Raw genomic sequence first — 21,644 nt, 5'->3', positions numbered from 1 at the left:
AATATAGATTATATTTGTATTATCTTATTCCCGATTGTCCCTGAAGAAATTCAAACTATCGGGTTTCGTTTTTTATAATCATTTCTACTCTACTCAATAGGTTCCTGCCAAAATCTACTAAAGAATGCCCTGATTTGTTGCTTTACGCATTCACAACATGTTGATCTTTATACGAAAGGGTTTCACAGTCTTTTTTAGCTAAGGCTAAATCTCTTACCTTTACAAAAAGGTATTTTTATGAGTCAGTTTTACAATTTCACCGCAAAAGATTTACAGGCTAATGATGTTTTCATGGAACAGTATAAAGGAAAAGTGGTACTGATAGTAAATACTGCCTCAGAATGCGGCCTTACCCCGCAATTTGAAGGTCTTGAAGCGTTCTATAAGAATTACCGGGATCAAGGGCTCGAAATTCTTGGCTTTCCCTGCAATCAATTCGGAAAACAGGAACCGGGCGACGAAAATCGATTGCTGAAGGCTGTGTGGTGAATTACGGGGTCACTTTCCCAATGTTCTCTAAAATAGATGTGAACGGCGACAATGCACATCCTCTTTTCAAGTACCTCAAGAAAGAACTCGGAAGCATCTTGGGCAGCAAGATCAAATGGAACTTCACAAAATTCCTGATTGATCGCGACGGCAAACCTGTCAAAAGATTTGCGCCCACCACAAAACCCTCGAGCCTGGAAAAAGACATCAAGAAATTGCTCTAATCTCAGCCTTGGCTTTTTAGAGTTTTAAACCAAGATCCAGGTAAGATCAGAACACAAGAGGCGTCAAAAATGGCATTTTTGACGCCTCTTGTGTTTACCTGACTCATTAAAATCATGAAACTTCATGACGAAATCTTCGGAATAAATTCTTCATGTGACCTGGGTCATAAATCAGGACAATTTTATCCGTTTTCTTTGCTGAAAATTGATGGATCATGAGCGCAAGCACAGAAATTTCAGCATTACCAAAGGGGCATCCCGTTACTATATATTCCGAAGAAAAAGAATTGATACAGAAGTTAGGTCAGGAGCTAATGGACACAAGTTCCGAAGCCGAAGGTCAGAAATTCTACAACATCTTTAATCAGCTTCAGCAGATAAAGCGGCGTTTTGAGCGGAAAGAGAATCAGCTTTTCCCGGTACTTGAACAAAAAGGCTGGACAGGGCCTTCCAAAAATATGTGGTCTTTTCACGACACTATTCGAGAGCAATTCCGGCTGCTTAGAAAAAAGATTGAAGCCAGGGAATTTGCTGAAGTTTCCCGGGATGCGCAGTATCTGGTAAGCAGTATTTTCAGGCTCCTGCTGGTTGAAGAAAATGTGCTTTTCCCGAACGCTCTCAGCTTACTTACCGAAGAAGACTGGAAAAACGTGCGGAAAGGTGAAGAAGAAATTGGATGGATGCTTCCCTCCCATCCTCCAAAATATCCTGAAACAGAGGAAGAGGAATACATTCACCCCTCACAGGACCATACCAAAAGGGAACTTTCTTTTGATACTGAAAACGCCTCCCATTATGACGAGGGCTATATGACCGTAGACCAGGTGAACCTGCTGTTAAAGACCATGCCTCTCGATCTTACTTATGTTGATGAAAATGATAAAGTGATCTTTTATAATCGTGGTGAAGAACGTGTATTTCCGCGAAGCGCCGGAATTATAGGCAGGGAAGTAAAATTTTGCCACCCTCCAAAAAGTGTAGGTACGGTATTAAAAATTCTGGAAGAGTTTAAAAAAGGGAATAAAAATGAAGCCTCCTTCTGGATAAACTTTAAAGGCAGGCTAATTTACATTAGGTACTTTGCGGTACGTGACGCTCAAAAAACATATCGAGGGGTTATTGAAATGTCTCAGGATATCACCGATATTAAAAAAATTGATGGCGAGCAAAGATTGCTGGACTGGAATTAATAGGGCTGAATAACAATATTTTAAGAATTTCCATGAAGGCTTTATGCATTTTTTAAGTTAGCTTTACAGTCATAACTTAGAAACAATTATGGAATACTTTCTTACTGGTATTGCCGGAATAGTTATTTTATTACTTATCCTCCTACTGATAAATAACCGAAAGCAGCGATTGAAGATTAGAAAAAATATTAAAGAAATTAACAATCTCCAGACTGGCTCCAGAGATTATCAAAACTTCTTTGAATAATTTTAAAGCAGTTTTTCTTAACTGCTTCTTAACTATCTATTTTTTTTTGAAATCTTCATTCATAGGATACCCTGATTACTAAAAATCTATTTATTACAGCATTTTAAGACTGTAACTTATTCCTCTTTTCCCGAAAGTTGGCAGGGGGCTTTACTTCTTTTTGTTATCTTTAAGTTCTTCATTTTCAAAACATGAGTTATGAAATCTTTCCTGTTCATTCTATCCCTGCTTTTCACATCCATTTTAAATGCGCAGACAAAAGTGCTGCCGGCAGAGATCCAGATAAAGACTGCAACGCTTGCAGCACCCGAAGAACTTCGTGACGGTGCAATGGTCTATGGCTTTAATGAACAGGGAGAAATGATCGTTTTACGTGAGGGCACAAATCACCTGGTATGCCTGGCCGATGACCCAGCTCAAAATGGAATTAATGTGTCTTGTTATTCCAACAAACTGGAACCATTTATGGCCCGCGGCAGGGAACTTGCTGCCCAGGGAACAGGGGAAATGGAAAAGCGGGAAACAAGAAAAAGAGAAGCTGAAGCCGGTTCCCTGTCTTTAACCGATTCCCCGGCAATGACCACGATCCTTACCGGTAGTGAAGAAAACTACAATGCGGCAACCGGAGAGCTCACCGACGGGCACTTCAGGTATGTGATCTATATTCCCTATGCCACAGCCGAATCTACAGGACTACCCGAAAAACCATTCGCCCCGGGTATGCCCTGGATCATGGATCCCGGTACCCATCGCGCTCATATCATGATCACTCCGCCAAAAAATTAGTTCAAGGTTCAAAGTTCAAGGTTTAAGGTTTAAGGTTTAAGGTCTACAGAATACCAACTACAGACTATAAACTACAGACTATAAACTACAGACCTTCTGCTTCCTGTAAAGTTTTGAGCAGCTCTTTGGCAAATTCCCTGAACCTGTAGTTTGGGTGAGTGGTGGCATCTTTGAGGTTGGCTAAACTCTGCTCATCAAAAGCATTTAACTGGTACAGGAAACCAAACGCTCTTTCCCGCACCTGGAAACGGGAATGAGGAGCCGTATAACTTCTCAGTTCTTCAATATATTTGTTTTTAGAAGCCATTTCAAATCCCGGAGTAGCGAGGGCCAGCGTTAGCCAAAGGGTCCTGATGTTCTTGTCAAGAAAGCCTTCTGTATTTGCCATTTTTCGCAGGTAAGCCGCTCTGTCTTCGGGAAAAGACATCCACAGGTTGTAGAGCGTCATTTCCTGGGTGAGGTAAGACGCATCATTCAGCAGAGATTCATATTCCGGTTTTAGTTGCTGTGGCACGTTTTGTAATGTAAAAGCTATGGCCTGCCTGGTATAAAGATTTCCGCTTGAAAATGCCTTTTTATAAAGGTCACTTACCAGCGTAGTATCTTCCAGAGCCAGCTGCAGTACCGCTTCCTGCCCCAGATAATCGTTTACCGGAAAACTGAGTACCTGCAGTAACAAATTCCTTTTTTCTGAAACAGGTAGTGGTTTGACCGCAGCCAATGCAAGGTACTTCTGAATAAAAGGAGATTTTCTCAAAGATTCCAGCGCCTGTGTTCCCTGGAAAGCCGATTGCTTCAGCCAGTCATTTACAAAACCCGAAAGGTCCTGCCCACTGGCAGCTTCCATTTCATCTATGAGATCTTGAGTGGTGGCGGTTGAATATTTATGCTTTTCAAGAAAATTCTTTACCCCCGTGTCAAAAGCAGTCTTTCCTATTTTCTCGTTCAAAATGTGCAAAGCCCACGCCCCTTTCTGGTAATATGTAAGAGAACTGCCATTTTTGGCAGCTACGGCTTCCCCCTTGCCCCTGTCACTTAATTCCTTTAGCTCTTCAGCGGTTTTAAAGAGTTTCCGGTAATAGTAGTCTTCCCCAAAAATTTCCTTTTCGGCAAGTAAAGCATAATAGGTCGCAAAACCTTCCTGCAGCCAGTGATCTTCATGAAAAGCAGCCGTTACAAGATTTCCAAACCATTGATGGGCCAGCTCATGAGCATTCACATTCACATAATTCTGGTCGTGATAGCCTATAGAATCTACAAGAAAAATGTCTGAAAAAATGGTTGTACCGGTGTTCTCCATTCCGGAGTATAAAAAATCACGGACAGGAATCTGTTTGTAATTCTGCCATGGATATGCCACGCCGGTTTCCTTCTGAAAAAAATCCATCATAAAACCGGTATGCCTGTAGGTGGGCTCCACCCTCTCTTCCATGCCTTCGGGATAATAAAAGATCATGGGAATATCATTTTCAATATGCCTCACCTCTTTAAAATCTCCAGCTGCCATCGCAACAAGATAGCTGCTCATTGGGTTCATCATATCAAATTCCCAGCGCGTAAGCGTGTCATTGATCTTTTCTGAAGCCACTAAACTTCCATTAGAGATCAGCATTTTCCCGGAAGGATAGATGTACGTGAGGTCAAATTCCAGTTTTTCTGAAGTATCATCAAAGCTTGGTAGCCAGTTAGAAGTGTATTTTCCCTGGCCCTGCGTCCATACCTGGTAATCCTGCTGCCCTGCTGCTTCGGGTTTCTTCGAAATAAAATAAAGGGTTTGACCGGGTGTAGCCGAATACTTCAGCTGAAGTTGCTGATCTTGTGCGGGAGAAAAATTTCCGGTGATCCAGAATTTATTTTGATCACTTCCGAAGTTAACTTTTTTACCATTCAGAAGCACATCCGAAAATGCCATTTTTCGGGCATCAATAAAGATCGAATCTACAGCCTCTAAAATGTCAAATTTGAACATAATTTTTCCCGAAACTGCCTTTTTTGAGGGGTAAATACTTATTTCGGCATTGAGTTTTTTGAAATCTACTGCCGCCGAATGCTGTGCGCAGGTCGCAGTGCTAATTAATATCGCCAGAACAAGTAAAAAGGAGCTTTTCATTGTTCAAATATACACTACCTGCTCAAACCTGTAAAAACTTACCTTCCTAAAAGGCTTTTTTTTATCTTCGTTTCCATGAATCCACCACTGCTGCATACTCCCATTGACTATCTAAAAGGCATAGGCCCAAACCGGGCCGAAATTCTGCGGAAGGAGATTGGGGTGAACACTTATGGTGACTTGCTTAACTTTTTTCCAAACCGCTACCTCGATAAAACCCGATTTTACAAAATTGCCCAGCTGGAAAGGAATTCTTCGGAAGTGCAAATCGTGGGAAAAATCGTACACCTGCGAACAGTGGAACAAAAGAAAGGAAAACGCCTGGTAGCCGATTTTGTTGATGACAGCGGAAAGATGGAGCTGGTATGGTTTCGCGGTCAAAAATGGATTCGTGAAAACCTGAAGCTCAACACTCCCTATGTGATCTTTGGAAAAACTTCCTGGTACAATGGCCTTTTTAGCATGCCACACCCCGAGATGGAGCTGGTTGAAGATTATAAAAAGAACCTGCGCACCGCCATGCAACCTGTGTACCCTTCTACAGAAAGATTAGGAAAATCGGGCATTACCAACAGGGTTTTTAGCCGCTGCGTACAGCAACTTTTTTTGGAGAGCGGCAATAAATTTGTTGATCCACTTCCGCAGGACATTATAGAGGAACTTCATTTATTACCCAAAGCCGAGGCACTTTTTAATGCTCATTTTCCGAAGAGCCAGGAATTACTGGCAAAGGCACAGTTCCGTTTAAAGTTTGAAGAGCTTTTTTACATACAAATTCAGCTGTTGATCAAGAACCTGATAAGGAAGAAAAAGATCAAAGGTTTTCCTTTTGAAGAAGTGGGTTCCCATTTCAGCGAGTTTTATGAAAAGCACCTTCCTTTTGAACTCACCAACGCACAAAAAAGAGTAATCAAAGAGATTCGAAAAGACCTGGGCACCGGTGCCCAAATGAACCGTTTGCTGCAGGGAGATGTGGGATCGGGAAAAACAATTGTCGCTTTGATGAGCGTGCTGCTGGCACTGGATAATGGATTCCAGGCCTGCTTAATGGCCCCCACCGAAATTCTGGCTACCCAGCATTTTAACGGGATATCAGAACTTGTTACTAATCTGGGGATCAAGGTTAAACTACTCACCGGTTCAACAAAGACTTCAGAAAGAAAAGAAATCCATGCCGCTTTAGAAAGTGGAGAATTACATCTACTTATTGGCACCCATGCGCTGCTCGAGGAAAAAGTTCAATTTCAAAATCTAGGCCTGGCCATTATTGATGAGCAGCATAGGTTTGGTGTTGCACAAAGAGCAAGGCTCTGGAAAAAGAACCACCTGCCGCCCCACGTGCTGGTAATGACCGCCACCCCAATACCGCGAACGCTCGCGATGAGCCTCTATGGAGACCTTGATATTTCTGTAATTGACGAATTGCCCCCAGGCAGGAAAGTAATCAAGACTGTACACCGCTATGACAGCAACAGGCTGAAGGTTTTTGCTTTTATTCGGGATGAAATTAGAAAAGGAAGACAAATTTATATTGTGTATCCGCTCATCCAGGAATCGGAAACCATGGATTACAAAGATCTTATGGACGGTTATGAAAGTATAGCCCGCGAATTTCCCATGCCCGAGTTCCAGATCTCCATTTTACACGGGCAAATGAAACCTGCCGATAAAGATTATGAAATGGACAGGTTTGTAAAAGGCGAAACGCAGATCATGGTAGCCACTACAGTAATTGAAGTGGGTGTAAATGTGCCCAATGCCAGTGTGATGATCATAGAAAGTGCAGAGCGGTTTGGACTTTCCCAGCTACACCAGCTAAGAGGCCGCGTGGGCCGTGGTGCCGAACAGAGTTTTTGTATCCTTATGACCGGTCATAAACTTTCTAACGACAGCAAGACCCGCCTTGAAACCATGGTACGCACTGCCGACGGATTTGAAATTGCTGAAGTAGATCTCAAACTCCGCGGCCCGGGCGATCTTATGGGAACCCAGCAAAGTGGTGTGCTCAACTTAAAGATCGCAGATATTGTAAAGGATAATGATATCCTCAAAACTGCCCGGCATTACGCATTGCAACTTCTAAAAGAAGATCCAGGCCTGGAACTTGAGAAGAATAAGATCGTTAATTACACCTACTCTCAGCTTATAAAGGAGAAGAATATCTGGAATTACATCAGTTAAACATAAATTTATCTTCTTTTAGATGAATACTTCAGGGCGTTACAGCAATCCTGAAACAGCTTTGTTTTTCAGAAATTAGTCTTTTATAGTTGACATTGCTGCTCTTCCCTTTTTTATTATGTCAAAATCAATGGTAATACTATCTTTGCAGCTCGAAAAATTTGTTCAATGAAGATTTCATATAACTGGCTTAGACAATTCATAAAAGTTAATCGTAATCCTGAAGAAACAGGAGAACTGCTCACAGATCTGGGCCTTGAAGTAGAAGGTATTCATGAATTTCAAAGTGTAAAAGGGAGCCTTAGGGGCATAGTGGTAGGAGAAGTACTTACCTGCGAACCCCATCCCAACGCCGACAGGCTTAAAGTTACCACTGTAGATTTGGGTAATGGCGAACCGGTTCAAATTGTTTGTGGGGCACCTAATGTAGCAGCAGGACAAAAAGTACCGGTGGCAACAGTAGGCACTACCCTTTACGATGAAAAAGGTTCTCCCTGGGAAATCAAGAAAAGTAAAATAAGAGGCGAAAGCAGTCACGGGATGATTTGTGCCGAAGATGAACTGGGTCTGGGACAAAGCCATGACGGCATAATGGTACTCGATTCCAGTATTGAAGTGGGCACCCCGGCAGCCAGTCTTTTTGAAGTTGAAGACGACCATGTGTTCGAAATAGGTTTAACTCCAAACCGTGCCGACGCTATGAGCCACTGGGGAGTAGCGCGCGATCTTAAAGCGGGGCTACAACAACAGGGAGAACCCCAGGAGCTAATTACCCCTTCGGTAAGTAGTTTTCATATTGACAGCCGCAGCCGAAGGATTCCGGTGAAAATTGTCAAGCCCGAACTGGCACCCCGTTATTGCGGAGTGACCATTACAGGGGTAGAAATATCAGAATCCCCAAAATGGTTGCAAAACAGGCTTAAAGCAATTGGAATCGCTCCAAAGAACAATGTTGTAGATGTGACCAATTACGTGATGCATGAGCTAGGCCAGCCCCTGCACGCTTTTGATGCCGACAGGATCTCAGGAAATGAGATCATTGTGCAGACATTAGAGGCAGGAACAAAATTCACTACGCTAGATGAAGTTGAAAGAGAGCTGCATGAAGAAGACCTTATGATATGTGATGCCGAAAAGCCACTGGCTATAGCCGGTGTGTTTGGCGGAATTAGCAGTGGGGTAACATCGGGAACCAACAATCTCTTTATTGAGAGTGCCTATTTCAATCCTGTAACTGTTCGAAAAACAGCCAAACGCCATGGTTTAAATACCGATGCTTCCTTTAGATATGAAAGAGGTATTGATCCCAACATAACCGAATATGCTCTTAAACGTGCAGTATTGCTCATTCAGGAGCTGGCCGGAGGAAGTGTTTCAAGTGATATTGACGACTACTACCCAAAAAAGGTTGAAGACTTCCCTGTTTTCCTCACTTTTGAAAAGATCAATTCTCTTGTTGGGCAAAACCTGTCTAAAGAAACCATCAAATCTATTCTTGCTTCGCTCGAAATACGAGTGAACAACGTTACCGAAACCGGAATGGGCCTTACCATACCGCCATACCGTGTAGACGTAAAACGAGAGGCCGATGTTATTGAAGAGATCCTAAGGGTTTATGGTTACAACAATATTGAATTTGGAGATAAGATCAATGCCTCTGTCGCCAATTCCACGAGGTTTGAAGATTATAAACTTCAGAATTTAATTGCCGGACAGCTTGTAGGGCAGGGATTCTTTGAAACCATGGCCAATTCACTTACTACTCCTTCCCACCTGGGCCTTAGTGAGCAGTTGAAGGAAGAACATGTGGTAAAAATGCTTAACCCGCTTAGCCAGGATCTTTCTGTGCTGCGGCAGTCGTTATTGTTCTCGGGCCTTGAGGCAGTGAGCTACAACCTGAACCGCAAAAGAGCCGATCTTAAGTTCTTTGAATTCGGAAAGACCTATCACAACTACAACAGCGGCCGGGAAGAAAAGAAACACCTTTCTATCTTCATTTCGGGTAACAGGAACAGAGAAACCTGGACCAATGCTGTTCAAAAAGGGGAATTTTTCTACCTTAAAGGAATAGTGACTTCAGTTTTGGAAAGACTGGGTATAAGAGACCTTAAAACCTCACCTGTCAAAAATGACGTTTTTTCTGAAGGAATTTCTTTCAGCTTTAATAATGTGAGACTGGTAGAATTTGGAGTGATCAAAAGAAAGATCCTCAAAAATTTCGACATAAACCAGGAAGTGCTTTATGCCGATTTCAACTGGGATATGGTGGTAGAAACTTCTAAAGACCAACAGAACAAATTCAGGGATATTTCCAAGTTTCAGGCGGTGAGAAGAGATTTTGCCCTCTTGCTTGATGACGCTGTGAAATTTGAACAGATCTACGACATAGCCTTTAAAACTGAAAAAGACCTTCTTAAGGAAGTAAATCTTTTTGACGTGTACGAAGGGGCTAACCTTCCGGAAGGAAAGAAGAGTTATGCAGTGAGTTTTATCCTGCAGGATGAAAGAAAAACCCTTACCGATAAACAAATTGATAAAATAATGGGCAAGCTGCAACAAAACCTTGAAAAGCAATTGGGTGCAGAGCTTAGATAAAAGCAGGGCTTTAGCCCAGATAAAGAAAAAAGGCTGTTCGGGGAACAGCCTTTTTCTTTGCAATTTTTTAAATACTGTTTCCAATCAGCATTCAGGTTTACTCAAGGTTTACTTTGGTAACCTGTCAAAAATGGCATTTACGTAAGTCCTTAATTCTTCACTAAGATTGGCGGGAGAAACAACATCTTCGGCTTTTCCTCTCCATACAATCTCATTGGTACGACGGTCAATAAGGTCAATCACTATGGTACCTTCTTTATATGGTACTTGCTGTACACTATTTCCTGCAATTCTGGGAACGGTGAAATAGTTATTATAAGCATAATTTCTATAGTATGGCCCTACGTAAAATCCGGGACGGTAATAACTGTAGTTGGTGTAAACAGGATTTGCATTCACCGCCATTTCTTCGTCTAACATTAGGTGATAATACACCAGGAGATCGGGTTGATTGCGATCTAGCCTGTAATTTAGGTCCTGCATATTCTGCCGAATTTCATCTATAACTATTTCATTCACCTGCGCATTGTCATAAACAGAAGTTTGTATAGTATCCTGGTTGGGTAAGAAGGCATAGCTCTCATAACTGTTTAAGCTCTTTGCCGTTCTTTTGTTGGTATCTACTTTGGGCCCGCAACCAACCAGGAGGATTCCTGCCAGGATACTCAGGCTTAAAAAGTGTCTAAAAATTTTCATTTTTTGAGGGTTTTAAAGTTCGTTATCCTCAATTTAGCGCATCTATTACTAATGGATAAATAGAACTGCAGGTTTAAAATGAATTTAACCATCACCTCTTAAATTTAACAGTAGGATTCCTTAAAACATAGCCAAAAATGCGATTTTTTGCATGTTTTGCTGTTATTCGCTATTTTTAGCTGCTAAACGGAAAAGAAAATGCTGCTAGAGAGAACAAACCTTCAGAGGGAGATGGAGCTGCTGCGCCGGAAGGAGATGAAAGAACAGGAAGTGCTGGAGGAAGTAAAGAAGATCCTGAAAAGAGAGGAAAATTCAGAAGAAGAGATCCTGCGTAAAATTGCTGAAGGGAGCGCCGAAGAATCAATTTCAAACCCATTGGTATTCGATTTACTGCAAACTGAAAAGATCTTTCATGAAAACCAGATTAAAAAGATCTGTGTAGATTTTAGGCTCCGCTTTCTCGACACCAAATTTTTTAAAGGAGATCTACCTGCTGAAGCGGTAAGCGCAGTTAAGGAAGTGGAAAAGAAACACAGAATTTCTCTGCAAGGTTTTAAAATAGTTGCCCCTGCCAAATATTTCAGGCTTGAAAATGCCGATGATCCTATGCTCTTTGCGCCATTAGGCAACGGGTACTACTATCTTCTCCACAAATGGGGTACCGATATGCACCCTTTGAGAAAACTATTGATGTGGCCGCTTAAAAATCTTGAAAACCTGTTGATCTTTTGTTTCCTCTCCAGCTTTTTGCTCTCTTTTGGAGTCAGGGAACTTTTCTTCTCTCAGTTCAGGGAGACTTCGCAATTCCTTATTATTTACATGTACTGTTTTAAATCTATGGTTGCGCTGATATTTTTCTACGGAATTAGCCTCGGAAAAAATTTTAGTTCGGGAAACTGGAACAGCAAATTCTATAATGCCTGATACAAATGTTAAACTCAAATTAAATACTCCTGAAGTCATTTGCCTATTCTTAAATTTATAGGAAAATAACATTATATGAGCGACGAAGAACAACAAGAATACAAAAGAGTTTATACCGGGAGTGAAGTAAATGTGCAACACCTGCAGAACTTACTTGAAGAAGAAGGGATCGCTACCCGGGTACGAAATGATTTTGATTCCGGATTAAGAGCCGGCTTTGGTGGTGGTTTACCCGGACAGGTTTTGCTCTTCGCCAGATCAAAGGATTATGAAAAGGCCCTGCGCATCACTAATGAAACCTTTCCTGATAGTGATTAATTAAATGACTGCTGCTCCCCGAAAAAATTATTTCAACCTGGTTGTGGGTCTTGCTTTCCTGGGCTATGGAGGCTACCGCATATACACCTTTCTTACAGGTGCAGAGTATACCACCTTCAGGATAATCATTGCCATAGGCTTTATTGTTCTTGGAGGTTTTGACCTGTACAAGTTCTTCTGGAAAGACAAAGAAGCATAAAAAAAGACTGTCTAAAAATTCACACCATTTATCCTACTTCTCATTAAGCAGGGTGATGCAATTTAGAATAGCATCACATAGATGTAAAGCTTTTTTAGACAGCCTCTTATTTTTTATATTACTTAGAATACATTTTATCCCTTTGTTCCTTGATCTTAGGATCGCTCATGTACTCATCAAAAGTAAGGTAACGATCTATAGCCCCGTTAGGAGTTAATTCAATTACCCTGTTTGCAACTGTCTGTGCAAATTCATGATCGTGAGTGGTAAACATCACAGTACCCTTAAAGTTCTTAAGGGAATTGTTGAATGCCGTAATAGATTCCAGGTCTAGGTGGTTGGTAGGCTCATCGAGCATAAGTACGTTCGCCCTCATCATCATCATTCGGCTTAACATACAACGCACTTTTTCACCTCCAGAGAGCACCCGGGCTGTTTTTAAAGCTTCTTCACCGCTAAAGATCATCTTGCCAAGGAATCCGCGGATATGAACTTCTTCCCTTTCCTCTTCGGTTTTAGCCCATTGGCGCAACCAGTCAACCAGAGTAAGGTCATTGTCAAAATATTCGGAGTTATCTAAGGGCAGGTAAGACTGGTTGGTAGTAATTCCCCAACTGAATTTACCCGATACGGCTTTTTCCTTTTCATTAAGTATCTCGTAGAAAGCTGTAGTAGCTCGTGAATCTTTTGAATACACCACTACTTTATCTCCTTTCGCAAGATTAATATTCACGTCTTTAAATAGCGTTTCCCCTTCAATAGAAGCCTCAAGGCCTTCTACATTTAGAATTTGATCCCCGGCTTCTCTTTCTCTTTCAAAAATAATCGCAGGATACCTTCGGCTTGAAGGCTTAATATCGTCAATATTAAGTTTTGCGATCATCTTCTTCCTGGAAGTAGCCTGCTTAGATTTTGCCACGTTGGCGCTGAAGCGACGAATAAATTCTTCAAGTTCCTTTTTCTTTTCTTCAGCTTTCTTGTTCTGCTGAGACCGCTGGCGTGCTGCCAACTGTGAAGACTCATACCAAAAAGTATAGTTACCACTGTAATGGTTGATCTTTCCGAAGTCGATATCAGAAACGTGGGTACAAACAGAATCCAGGAAGTGACGGTCGTGAGATACTACTATCACTGTATTTTCATAGTTGGCAAGAAAGTTTTCAAGCCAGTTTATTGTTTCATAATCCAGGTCGTTTGTTGGCTCATCCATGATCAATACATCAGGATTACCAAAAAGTGCCTGCGCCAAAAGTACCCTAACCTTAAGTTTGTTATCAAGATCGCCCATAAGCGTGTAGTGGCTATCTTCTTTTATACCAAGGTTAGAAAGCAGGGCAGCAGCCTCACTATCGGCGTTCCAGCCATTCATTTCCTCAAATTCAACCTGTAGCACTCCTACTCTTTCCCCATCGGCATCCCCAAAATCTTCTTTGGCGTAGATCTCGTCCATCTCTTTTTTGATGTTATAGAGAGGCTTATTTCCCATAATGACGGTTTCCAATACAGGGTATTCGTCATAAAGGTTATGGTTTTGCTCGAGAACAGACATTCTTTTTCCCGGCTCCAGGTGTACGTGGCCCGAAGTAGGTTCTGACTTCCCGCTAAGGATATTTAAGAAAGTAGATTTTCCGGCACCATTGGCACCAATAATTCCATAACAGTTGCCCTGGGTAAAGGTGGTGTTCACTTCATCAAACAACACTCTTTTCCCAAACTGAACAGATAAATTTGAAACTGATAACATATAGTCTTTTCTAAATTTTTGCAAAAGTAGCTATTTAAGCTTATCCCTTAAAACATTAACTTTTATAATTCTCTATTTAACGAGGAGTTAACATCGCTGTTGTTGCTTCGGGTCTACATTTGCTATCCGCTATTTGTCCCCCAAAAATTTTGAAAAGCAATAGTTTACATATTTTACATGATGCCTTACCAGCACTGGTTTTACTGGGCCTCAGCTTTTTTATTTCCAGCTGTAACAATTTAACTTCCAGTCCTTCATATGCTTATATTGGAGGTGAGATTATTAATCCTACCTTAGAATATGTGGTCGTTAAACACCAGGGGGAAGTTCTTGATACGGTTACGCTCGATGAAAATAATAGATTTAACTACAAAATCGAGAATGCAAAGGAAGGCCTGTATATACTTCAACATAAGCCCGAAACTCAGAATATTTATATTTCTCGGGGAGACAGCCTGCTGCTAAGAGCCAATACTTTAGCCTTTGATGAATCCCTCCACTTCAGCGGAAAAGGCAATGCGAAGAACAATTTTATGGCTGAAATGTTCTTAAAAGACGAGAACAACTCCCAACTCCTGCTCAACTTTCATAAGTACACCCCCCCTGTTTTTCTTGAAAAAGCCGATTCTATAAGGCAGGATCGAATAAATTACCTGGCCGCAATTTCCGAAAAGAAAAATTTTTCAGAAGAATTCAACCAGCTGGCAAGGGAGATCATCAATTATGAGAATTATGATCTCAGGGAGCGTTACACTTATCTCGTAAACAAATACTATCGTGACTACTCCCGACAATTCCCAGCCAATTTTCACGATTACAGAGAAGAAATCGATTTTAACTGTGTTAATATTCAGTGCAGCCCCGGTTATAAAAGGCTACTGGAGAACTATCTTATTAACTATTCCCTGGCCTGGTGTGCCGATAGTAATTTAGACGGGGCCGATTGTTACAACCTTACCGATGTTGCCAATGTAAAAGCCCGCCTTCGCAAAGCCGGCGAACTTATTAGGGTGCCAAAGATAAGGGAACAGCTACTGGAAAAAATTGCCGTAAGAGGTATCATCATGGCAGAAAACAAGGAGAATATAGTTTCGATTCTCGACGAACTTGAGGCCCTTAACTTCCCTGATGAAAATCTTGAAAAACTGGAAAACCTGGCCACGGTACAACTGGCCTACCTTCCCGGCACCTCACTGGCAGCAGTCCCCCTGCTCAATATGGAGGGGGAGCTCGTCACTACACAGGATATCATTAGAAGGCCCACCGTGATATTTCTTTGGTCTGTTTATGATGAAAGTTACCAGAATGAACACCAGGTAATAGATCTTTACCGAAAAAAATATCCCGAAGTAGATTTTATAGGCATCAATCTCGATCTTTCTGAAGAACCCGCCTGGAGAGTTGCTGTAAGACAAAATGGCTACGACCCGGCAACCGAATTTCAGCTGGCGCCCGCCAGGATCCACAAGGAAGCTTTTCAGTATTTCCTCACTAAAATGTTATTTGTGAACGATGCTTCAGTAGTAGAAGTGGGCGACGTGTACCTCTCTTCACCCGAATTTGAATCTAGGCTTCTGGCCTTCCTCAACTAAAAAAATTTTTCCGAAGAAGAAGTTGTCAAAAATGCCATTTTTGGAACCTGAATTTTCCCAACCCGTTAGTATTCTCTCAAAATCCTTCAGCAATATGTGCTTAAAGATTTTTTTTTAATAGATGCTTCAGTAGTAAAAACGTAAAATAACAATCTATCTTCATCCAAATTTTAATCCTGGCTCCTCAAAATGCTCTCCATTAAAAAGCCTTTCTTCCGAAGAAAAAAGGCTTTAAAAAATGTCATTTTTGGAACCTTAGTTCCCTTTTTTATGATCGGCAAGGAATTTCTCAAGACCAATATCAGTAAGTGGGTGGTTTAATAAACCTGTGATCGCCGAAAGTGGCCCGGTCATTACATCGGCACCTATTTTAGCGCAATCAATTACGTGCATGGTGTGCCTCACCGAAGCTGCAAGAATTTCGGTTTCAAACCCGTAGTTATCATATATTTGGCGGATCTCCATGATAAGGTTCAAACCATCTGTTGAGATATCATCAAGTCTCCCGATAAAAGGCGAAACATAAGTTGCCCCGGCTTTGGCTGCCAAAAGCGCCTGACCTGCCGAAAATACCAAAGTACAGTTTGTTTTTATTCCTTTATCGCTAAAGTATTTGATGGCTTTAATACCGTCTTTGATCATAGGCACTTTCACAATAATTTGATCGTGCAAAGCGGCAAGTTCCTCTCCTTCTTTTACAATATTCTCAAAATCGGTCGCAATCACTTCGGCACTAACATCTCCGGTAGTGATCTCACAAATTTTCTTGTAATGGGCAATGATGTTGTCTTTCCCGGTGATACCTTCTTTAGCCATAAGAGAAGGGTTAGTAGTCACTCCGTCAAGGACCCCAAGGTCCTGGGCTTCCCTTATCTGGTCAAGGTTTGCTGTGTCGATAAAAAATTTCATAGTGTGTTGTTATAAATGATTAAATACTGCTGAAAAATGCCATTTTTCAACCTTCTGCAAAACTACAACTTATAATGTTTTAAGAGTAGGCGCTCATACAATTTATCGGGCAGTATGCGCTTTAAAGCAATAGAGAACTTTTGCAGCGGCTCCCCTACCTTGTAATGTATTTTTGGATCTTTTTCCTGAAGTATGCTGTAGATCACTTTGGCCATCATATTGGGATCTTTACCCTGGTCTACATGCTCATTCATGATCTTAAGCGTGTTCCCGTAAGGCTTTTCATAAGGAGATCCTGCTATTACCGGCGCATGATACCTTCCCGCCGCAATGTTAGTGGCAAAATCTCCCGGGGCTATATTGGTCATTTTGATATTTGAATCCTTCAGCTCCATTCTAAAAGCTTCGGTAGTGATCTCCAGCGCTCCTTTTGAAGCCGAATATATTCCGCGGTAAGGCAACCCCATATATCCGGCGATGGAAGTTACATTTATTATAAGTCCCGAATTATTTTTCCGCATTTGAGGCAGTACGGCCTTAATGACATTAATAGGCCCAAAATAATTGGTATCAAAAGCCTTTTTTATTTCCTCATCGGGTGTTTCTTCAATGGGGCCGGTAATACCAACCCCGGCATTATTGATAAGTACATCAATTTTTCCTGCGGAAGCAATAACTTCAGCCACGGCAGCGATAATGGTTTCGGGTTTGGTAACATCGAGCGCGACCAGAGGAAAGGCAGAATCCCGCCCCGACGGATTACGGCTGGTTCCAAAAACGATATAATTCTTTGATTGAAGAAAATTGGCAATGGCTTTTCCAATTCCTGAAGATGCTCCTGTTACGAGCACCACTTTTGAAGCTGTTTCTGTCATGCTGCAAAGATGCAATAAATCGAGACTATTGGAAACAAAAAATGGCAAGCTACCCACATCACACCGCTACGACCGCTTACCCTTGCTGCGTTCCCGCCCTGGGGGATTCAGCAGGAGCTGGTTGTGTGGGACTTGCCGGGGCAAATATACAACCTTTCATGTTTTTTGCAAGTAATTTTTAAGCTGAATTCTTTAAATTAGCTTCCATAAAAATTACTGTGAAACATGAAGGTATATAATCCTCTCTTTTTGATGGCATTGGGTGTAATCTTGCATTCCTGCGGAAGTGACTCCAATGAATCAGAAAATAATTATTCTTTAAAAATAGAAGAAAACAAGAAGGAATTTAAGCTTGGCGAAAGCCTGCAGGCGCAGGTAAACGGAGAAAAAGATTCTGTGATTTACTTTCTGGGAGAACAAAGATTAGCAAAAACTGTAGGGGGAGAATCCCTTAACCACACTTTTGATGGAGAAAAACTGGGCAAGTGGCAGCTAAATGCTCGTATATATAATAATGGTGAAGTGGTTGAAAAGCAACAGGAAATTACCCTTTTTAATGACGCTGCCCCTGTTACCTATACTTACGAGATCATCAATAAATATCCGCACCAGGCCGATGCTTACACCCAGGGACTGGAATTCTTTGAAAATAAACTCTATGAAAGTACCGGCCACTATGGAAGTTCTTCTCTAAGGCTGGTAGATCTCACGACGGGTGAAGTTCAAAGAAAAATTAACATTCCTTCTCAATATTTTGCTGAAGGCATTACCATACTTAATAGTAAGATCTATCAACTCACCTGGAAAGAAGGAGTCGGTTTTATTTATGACGTAGAGACTTTCAAGAAGACCGGAGAGTTTAATTATGAAAAAAGTAAAGAAGGTTGGGGACTTGCAAATGACGGTAGCATACTATATAAAAGTGATGGTACCGAGAAAATATGGTTTTTAGACCCCGCTTCTCCTTCCCTACCAGAGACAGATTATATTCAAACGGTAACCAATCGCACCATTGCCACGCAACTCAATGAGCTGGAATGGGTAGATGGAAAGATCTATGCCAACACCTATCAAAAAGATGGGGTTGCAATAATTAATCCGAAGAATGGCGCTATAGAAGGAGTGATCAACTTCTCTGGTTTACGCGACCAACTGGGCAACACTGCCGATCTTGACCCGGTAAATGATGTGCTCAACGGCATTGCATATGACCCCGGGAGCAAGAAACTTTACGTTACCGGAAAAGACTGGGATACACTTTTTGAAGTAAAAATAATTGAGAACTAATGGTAGTACCTGCAGAAACATACACACATAAAAGAACGGTTTCCGAAGAAGATTTGGATGACCTCAACCACGTGAACAATGTACGTTACGTGCAGTGGATACAGGATATCGCAAAAGAGCACTGGGAAGTTAGAGCTACAGATGAGCTTAAAGAAAACTTTATCTGGGTGGTGATTCGCCACGAAATAGACTACAAAAAACAGGCATTTTTGGGAGATGACCTTATTATAGAAACCTATGTGGGAGAGACCACTTTTGTCACTTCTGAAAGGTTTGTAAACATCAAAAGTGCCAAAAACGGTGACGTTTTAGTTGCGGCAAAATCTATGTGGTGCCTGCTGGACGCCCATTCGAAAAAACCCACCAAAATCACCGAAGAACTACGTAACGTTTTCCATAAAAGAGAATAAAACACTCAAATTTCAGCTTTTCACGACACCTTCGGAAGCAAATGAGGCCCTGATATTTATCTATCCCCAACCTACACTTCCGCAGAATTAATAAAACTTCAGAAATAAAAAACGCTGCCTAAAAATCCCATTTTTGAGACCTAAGGCAGCGTTATATTTAATTTGATAGCTTACTCTTACATTTGAAAGAGAGGTCTTCCCTGCATAAGGTTAATCACGTCCTGTCTCACCGCTTCAAGCTTCTCGTCATCCTGATAATTAGTGATCACGCGATCAATAAGGTCAACAATAGTATCCATATCGGCTTCTTTGAGTCCGCGGGTGGTTACCGCCGGGGTACCAATACGTATTCCTGAAGTTACAAAAGGGGATTTATCGTCAAAAGGCACCATGTTTTTGTTCACGGTGATATCGGCTTTTCCAAGAGCTTCTTCGGCTTCTTTTCCTGAGATATCTTTATTGCGCAGGTCTATAAGCATCATGTGATTGTCTGTCCCACCCGAGATCACCTGGTAATCTTTTTTCATAAATGCTTCAGCCATACGTTTGGCATTTTTCTTCACCTGTACTGTATAATGAAGGAATTCATCGGTAAGGGCCTCACCAAAAGCCACAGCCTTTGCTGCAATGATATGCTCTAAAGGCCCACCCTGGTTTCCGGGGAATACACCGCTGTTAAGCAGCATAGACATTTTTTTAGGGCTTCCGTTCTTAAGAGTTTCGCCAAAAGGATTGTCAAAATCTTTCCCCATCATAATAATTCCGCCGCGAGGCCCGCGCAAAGTTTTATGAGTGGTTGAGGAAACGATGTGGCAATGAGGAATTGGGTCGCTGAGCAAACCTTTAGCAATGAGACCTGCCGGGTGTGCGATATCTGCAAAAAGTATGGCACCCACACTGTCGGCAATCTCTCTAAAGCGCTTGTAGTCGATTTCCCTTGAATATGCCGAGGCACCGGCAATGATCATTTTGGGTTGCTCTTTTTCAGCTATTTTTTGAACTTCATCATAATCTATAAGCCCGGTTTCTTTATCTACACCATAAAATACAGGGTTGTAAAGTTTTCCGGAGAAATTTACGGGAGAACCGTGAGTTAAATGTCCGCCGTGGGAAAGGTCAAAACCAAGGAATTTATCACCGGGTTTCATACAGGCGTGAAAAACAGCAGTATTAGCCTGAGATCCAGAATGCGGCTGCACGTTCGCATATTCGGCATTAAAAAGTTCTTTTAATCTATCGATCGCCAAATTTTCAACCTCATCTACCACATCACACCCACCGTAATACCTTTTACCCGGGTAACCTTCGGCGTATTTATTGGTAAGTACAGAACCGGCAGCTTCGAGTACCTGTTCACTTACAAAATTTTCACTGGCAATTAACTCTAAACCATTAAGTTGCCTCTCCTTTTCTGCGTCAATTAAATCAAATAATTCGTTATCCCGTTGCATATGCATTTTTTACGTTAAATAATACTCAAAAATAGCAAATACATTCGGTTCTTAGTAAGAAAATAATATATTTGGTTCGAATTGATTTTAACAAAATACCAACATTTATTATGTCCATTACAGCTAACGACCCTACACGAAAAACCTGGCTGGAAGTACCCGAAAACTCTGATTTTCCCATACAAAACATCCCCTTTGGAGTTTTTCTTACAAGAGATGATATCATCACCATAGGAACTCGTATAGGAGATACCGCAATAGACCTGGGTGCCCTGCACCAGTTGGGTTATTTTGAAGGTATCCCCCTTACTGACGATATTTTTCTACAGGATACCCTGAACGATTTCATTTCTGACGGAAAAAAAACCTGGAGACTTGTAAGGAATCGTATTGCTGAAATTTTTGACACCAGCAATGAAAGCCTTCGCGATAATGAAGAACACCGGCAGGTTGTTCTCTTTACCCTGGATGAGATTGAAATGCAAATGCCTGTACAGGTAGGCGATTATACCGATTTTTATTCCAGTAAAGAGCACGCTACCAATGTGGGTACCATGTTTCGTGATCCAGATAATGCATTGCTGCCCAACTGGCTTCACATTCCGGTAGGTTACCATGGGAGAAGTTCTTCTATAGTTCCCAGTGGCATTCCTATTCACCGCCCACAAGGACAAACCAAACCTAAGGATGCCGATGAGCCTGTATTCGGGCCCTCAAAAAGAGTGGATTTTGAACTGGAAATGGCTTTTATCACTACCGATGCCAACCACCTTGGGGAACCCATACCAATAGATGAAGCCGAAGATTACATTTTTGGACTTGTACTTTTTAATGACTGGAGTGCACGCGATATTCAAACCTGGGAATATGTGCCTTTAGGACCTTTTCTTGCCAAGAATTTTGCTTCTGCCATTTCCCCGTGGATCGTCACTTTAGATGCGCTTGAACCTTTTAGGGTGAAAAGCCCAAAACCTGAAAAGAAACTATTGCCTTACCTTCAATCTACAGGTAAAAGGAGTTTTGATATAGAACTTGAAGTATTCATAAAGCCCGAGAATGCTGAAGAAACACGGGTCTCTAAATCCAATTTTAGACACATGTACTGGAACATGAGCCAGCAGCTCGCTCATCACACCGTGAACGGTTGCCCTGTACTTTCTGGAGACATGATGGGATCGGGAACAATTTCAGGCCCCACTCCCGACTCATACGGATCTATGCTTGAACTTTCATGGAAAGGTGAAAAACCTGTAAAACTTTCTGACGGCAGCACCCGTACTTTTATTGAAGATAACGATACTGTTATTATGCGTGGTTTTTGCCAAAAAGACAACTACAGGATAGGATTTGGGGAGGTAAGCACAAAGCTGCTTCCTGTTTTTGAGCCTAAGAAGAAGTAAGTCTACAACAACCAATA

Annotated in this window: 17 protein-coding genes, 1 other RNA gene and 1 pseudogene; 12 read left to right on the top strand and 7 right to left on the bottom strand. The window is 41.6% G+C overall.

Going from position 1 to position 21,644, the window contains the following annotated elements:
• Window positions 1-237 precede the first annotated feature (237 nt).
• The 3 genes and pseudogenes from OQ279_RS05860 (at window position 238) to OQ279_RS05850 (ending at window position 2,936) form a co-directional block, all read left to right on the top strand.
• A pseudogene (locus OQ279_RS05860) lies at window positions 238-713 on the top strand (glutathione peroxidase).
• A 215-nt stretch (window positions 714-928) separates the two neighbouring features.
• Window positions 929-1,903: a DUF438 domain-containing protein gene (locus tag OQ279_RS05855; protein WP_266068910.1), complete on the top strand. Its 975-nt coding sequence runs from the start codon at window positions 929-931 to the stop codon at window positions 1,901-1,903.
• 445 nt (window positions 1,904-2,348) lie between these two features.
• Window positions 2,349-2,936 (top strand): hypothetical protein, encoded by a 588-nt coding sequence (locus tag OQ279_RS05850; protein ID WP_266068909.1) that lies wholly within the window; start codon window positions 2,349-2,351, stop codon window positions 2,934-2,936.
• Window positions 2,937-3,021: 85 nt separating this feature from the next.
• Here OQ279_RS05850 and OQ279_RS05845 read toward each other — a convergent pair whose 3' ends face one another.
• Entirely contained in the window at window positions 3,022-5,046 is a 2,025-nt protein-coding gene (locus OQ279_RS05845; protein ID WP_266068908.1) for a M1 family metallopeptidase, read from the bottom strand.
• A 75-nt stretch (window positions 5,047-5,121) separates the two neighbouring features.
• Here OQ279_RS05845 and recG point away from each other — a divergent pair, with 75 nt between their 5' ends.
• Together recG and pheT are read left to right on the top strand one after the other, a co-directional pair.
• Window positions 5,122-7,227 carry an ATP-dependent DNA helicase RecG gene (recG, locus tag OQ279_RS05840; protein WP_266068907.1) on the top strand — a complete coding sequence of 702 codons (2,106 nt, stop codon included), beginning with the start codon at window positions 5,122-5,124 and terminating at the stop codon, window positions 7,225-7,227.
• Window positions 7,228-7,395: 168 nt separating this feature from the next.
• On the top strand, window positions 7,396-9,822 hold the full coding sequence (gene pheT / locus OQ279_RS05835) for a phenylalanine--tRNA ligase subunit beta (RefSeq protein ID WP_266068906.1): 2,427 nt from the start codon (window positions 7,396-7,398) through the stop codon (window positions 9,820-9,822).
• A gap of 108 nt (window positions 9,823-9,930) precedes the next feature.
• Here the strand turns inward: pheT and OQ279_RS05830 are convergent, their stop codons facing one another.
• Window positions 9,931-10,518, bottom strand: coding sequence for a DUF4136 domain-containing protein (locus OQ279_RS05830; protein WP_266068905.1), 588 nt, complete (start codon window positions 10,516-10,518; stop codon window positions 9,931-9,933).
• Window positions 10,519-10,716: 198 nt separating this feature from the next.
• Between OQ279_RS05830 and OQ279_RS05825 the strand changes: the two genes are divergently transcribed.
• The 3 genes from OQ279_RS05825 to OQ279_RS05815 all read left to right on the top strand — a co-directional run bounded on the left by OQ279_RS05825 (window position 10,717) and on the right by OQ279_RS05815 (window position 11,959).
• A complete protein-coding gene (locus OQ279_RS05825; RefSeq protein WP_266068904.1) occupies window positions 10,717-11,442 on the top strand; it encodes a hypothetical protein in 726 nt (241 codons plus the stop codon).
• 75 nt (window positions 11,443-11,517) lie between these two features.
• Complete coding sequence (locus OQ279_RS05820) at window positions 11,518-11,760, top strand: putative signal transducing protein (protein ID WP_266068903.1); 243 nt, start codon at window positions 11,518-11,520, stop codon at window positions 11,758-11,760.
• 4 nt (window positions 11,761-11,764) lie between these two features.
• Entirely contained in the window at window positions 11,765-11,959 is a 195-nt protein-coding gene (locus OQ279_RS05815; RefSeq protein WP_266068902.1) for a hypothetical protein, read from the top strand.
• Window positions 11,960-12,077: 118 nt separating this feature from the next.
• Here OQ279_RS05815 and OQ279_RS05810 read toward each other — a convergent pair whose 3' ends face one another.
• On the bottom strand, window positions 12,078-13,703 hold the full coding sequence (locus OQ279_RS05810) for an ABC-F family ATP-binding cassette domain-containing protein (RefSeq protein WP_266068944.1): 1,626 nt from the start codon (window positions 13,701-13,703) through the stop codon (window positions 12,078-12,080).
• A 149-nt stretch (window positions 13,704-13,852) separates the two neighbouring features.
• Between OQ279_RS05810 and OQ279_RS05805 the strand changes: the two genes are divergently transcribed.
• Window positions 13,853-15,295, top strand: a complete 1,443-nt coding sequence (locus tag OQ279_RS05805) for a TlpA family protein disulfide reductase (RefSeq protein WP_266068901.1) — start codon at window positions 13,853-13,855, stop codon at window positions 15,293-15,295.
• A gap of 255 nt (window positions 15,296-15,550) precedes the next feature.
• Here OQ279_RS05805 and fsa read toward each other — a convergent pair whose 3' ends face one another.
• The 3 genes from fsa to ffs all read right to left on the bottom strand — a co-directional run bounded on the left by fsa (window position 15,551) and on the right by ffs (window position 17,217).
• Complete coding sequence (fsa, locus tag OQ279_RS05800; protein WP_266068900.1) at window positions 15,551-16,204, bottom strand: fructose-6-phosphate aldolase; 654 nt, start codon at window positions 16,202-16,204, stop codon at window positions 15,551-15,553.
• A gap of 62 nt (window positions 16,205-16,266) precedes the next feature.
• A complete protein-coding gene (locus tag OQ279_RS05795) occupies window positions 16,267-17,079 on the bottom strand; it encodes an SDR family oxidoreductase (protein ID WP_266068899.1) in 813 nt (270 codons plus the stop codon).
• Window positions 17,080-17,118: 39 nt separating this feature from the next.
• Window positions 17,119-17,217: signal recognition particle sRNA small type (gene ffs / locus OQ279_RS05790), an RNA gene on the bottom strand.
• Between the two features lie 87 nt (window positions 17,218-17,304).
• Between ffs and OQ279_RS05785 the strand changes: the two genes are divergently transcribed.
• Both OQ279_RS05785 and OQ279_RS05780 read left to right on the top strand, forming a co-directional pair.
• Complete coding sequence (locus OQ279_RS05785) at window positions 17,305-18,366, top strand: glutaminyl-peptide cyclotransferase (RefSeq protein WP_266068898.1); 1,062 nt, start codon at window positions 17,305-17,307, stop codon at window positions 18,364-18,366.
• Entirely contained in the window at window positions 18,366-18,776 is a 411-nt protein-coding gene (locus OQ279_RS05780; RefSeq protein WP_266068897.1) for an acyl-CoA thioesterase, read from the top strand. The genes OQ279_RS05785 and OQ279_RS05780 overlap by 1 nt, the downstream gene beginning before the upstream one ends.
• Window positions 18,777-18,952: 176 nt before the next feature.
• On the opposite strand, the gene glyA is transcribed toward OQ279_RS05780, so the two are convergent.
• Window positions 18,953-20,227 (bottom strand): serine hydroxymethyltransferase, encoded by a 1,275-nt coding sequence (gene glyA, locus OQ279_RS05775; protein ID WP_266068896.1) that lies wholly within the window; start codon window positions 20,225-20,227, stop codon window positions 18,953-18,955.
• 110 nt (window positions 20,228-20,337) lie between these two features.
• On the opposite strand from glyA, the gene fahA reads away from it, so the two are divergent.
• Complete coding sequence (fahA, locus tag OQ279_RS05770; RefSeq protein WP_266068895.1) at window positions 20,338-21,627, top strand: fumarylacetoacetase; 1,290 nt, start codon at window positions 20,338-20,340, stop codon at window positions 21,625-21,627.
• Window positions 21,628-21,644: the final 17 nt, after the last annotated feature.

The organism is Salinimicrobium profundisediminis (assembly GCF_026241755.1).
Taxonomy (GTDB): Bacteria; Bacteroidota; Bacteroidia; order Flavobacteriales; family Flavobacteriaceae; genus Salinimicrobium; species Salinimicrobium profundisediminis.
The sequence above is the reverse complement of the archived record's forward strand: the minus strand, read 5'-3'. Positions and strand labels throughout refer to the sequence as shown.

Bases quoted from the DNA above. Each gene is read 5' to 3' on its own strand.
- OQ279_RS05855 (WP_266068910.1), top strand. From the start codon at position 929: ATGAGCGCAAGCACAGAAATTTCAGCATTACCAAAGGGGCATCCCGTT.
- OQ279_RS05830 (WP_266068905.1), bottom strand. From the start codon at position 10,518: ATGAAAATTTTTAGACACTTTTTAAGCCTGAGTATCCTGGCAGGAATC.
- recG (WP_266068907.1), top strand. From the start codon at position 5,122: ATGAATCCACCACTGCTGCATACTCCCATTGACTATCTAAAAGGCATA.
- pheT (WP_266068906.1), top strand. From the start codon at position 7,396: ATGAAGATTTCATATAACTGGCTTAGACAATTCATAAAAGTTAATCGT.
- OQ279_RS05825 (WP_266068904.1), top strand. From the start codon at position 10,717: ATGCTGCTAGAGAGAACAAACCTTCAGAGGGAGATGGAGCTGCTGCGC.
- OQ279_RS05780 (WP_266068897.1), top strand. From the start codon at position 18,366: ATGGTAGTACCTGCAGAAACATACACACATAAAAGAACGGTTTCCGAA.
- OQ279_RS05850 (WP_266068909.1), top strand. From the start codon at position 2,349: ATGAAATCTTTCCTGTTCATTCTATCCCTGCTTTTCACATCCATTTTA.
- OQ279_RS05845 (WP_266068908.1), bottom strand. From the start codon at position 5,046: ATGAAAAGCTCCTTTTTACTTGTTCTGGCGATATTAATTAGCACTGCG.
- OQ279_RS05810 (WP_266068944.1), bottom strand. From the start codon at position 13,703: ATGTTATCAGTTTCAAATTTATCTGTTCAGTTTGGGAAAAGAGTGTTG.
- glyA (WP_266068896.1), bottom strand. From the start codon at position 20,227: ATGCAACGGGATAACGAATTATTTGATTTAATTGACGCAGAAAAGGAG.
- OQ279_RS05815 (WP_266068902.1), top strand. From the start codon at position 11,765: ATGACTGCTGCTCCCCGAAAAAATTATTTCAACCTGGTTGTGGGTCTT.
- fahA (WP_266068895.1), top strand. From the start codon at position 20,338: ATGTCCATTACAGCTAACGACCCTACACGAAAAACCTGGCTGGAAGTA.
- fsa (WP_266068900.1), bottom strand. From the start codon at position 16,204: ATGAAATTTTTTATCGACACAGCAAACCTTGACCAGATAAGGGAAGCC.
- OQ279_RS05785 (WP_266068898.1), top strand. From the start codon at position 17,305: ATGAAGGTATATAATCCTCTCTTTTTGATGGCATTGGGTGTAATCTTG.
- OQ279_RS05795 (WP_266068899.1), bottom strand. From the start codon at position 17,079: ATGACAGAAACAGCTTCAAAAGTGGTGCTCGTAACAGGAGCATCTTCA.
- OQ279_RS05820 (WP_266068903.1), top strand. From the start codon at position 11,518: ATGAGCGACGAAGAACAACAAGAATACAAAAGAGTTTATACCGGGAGT.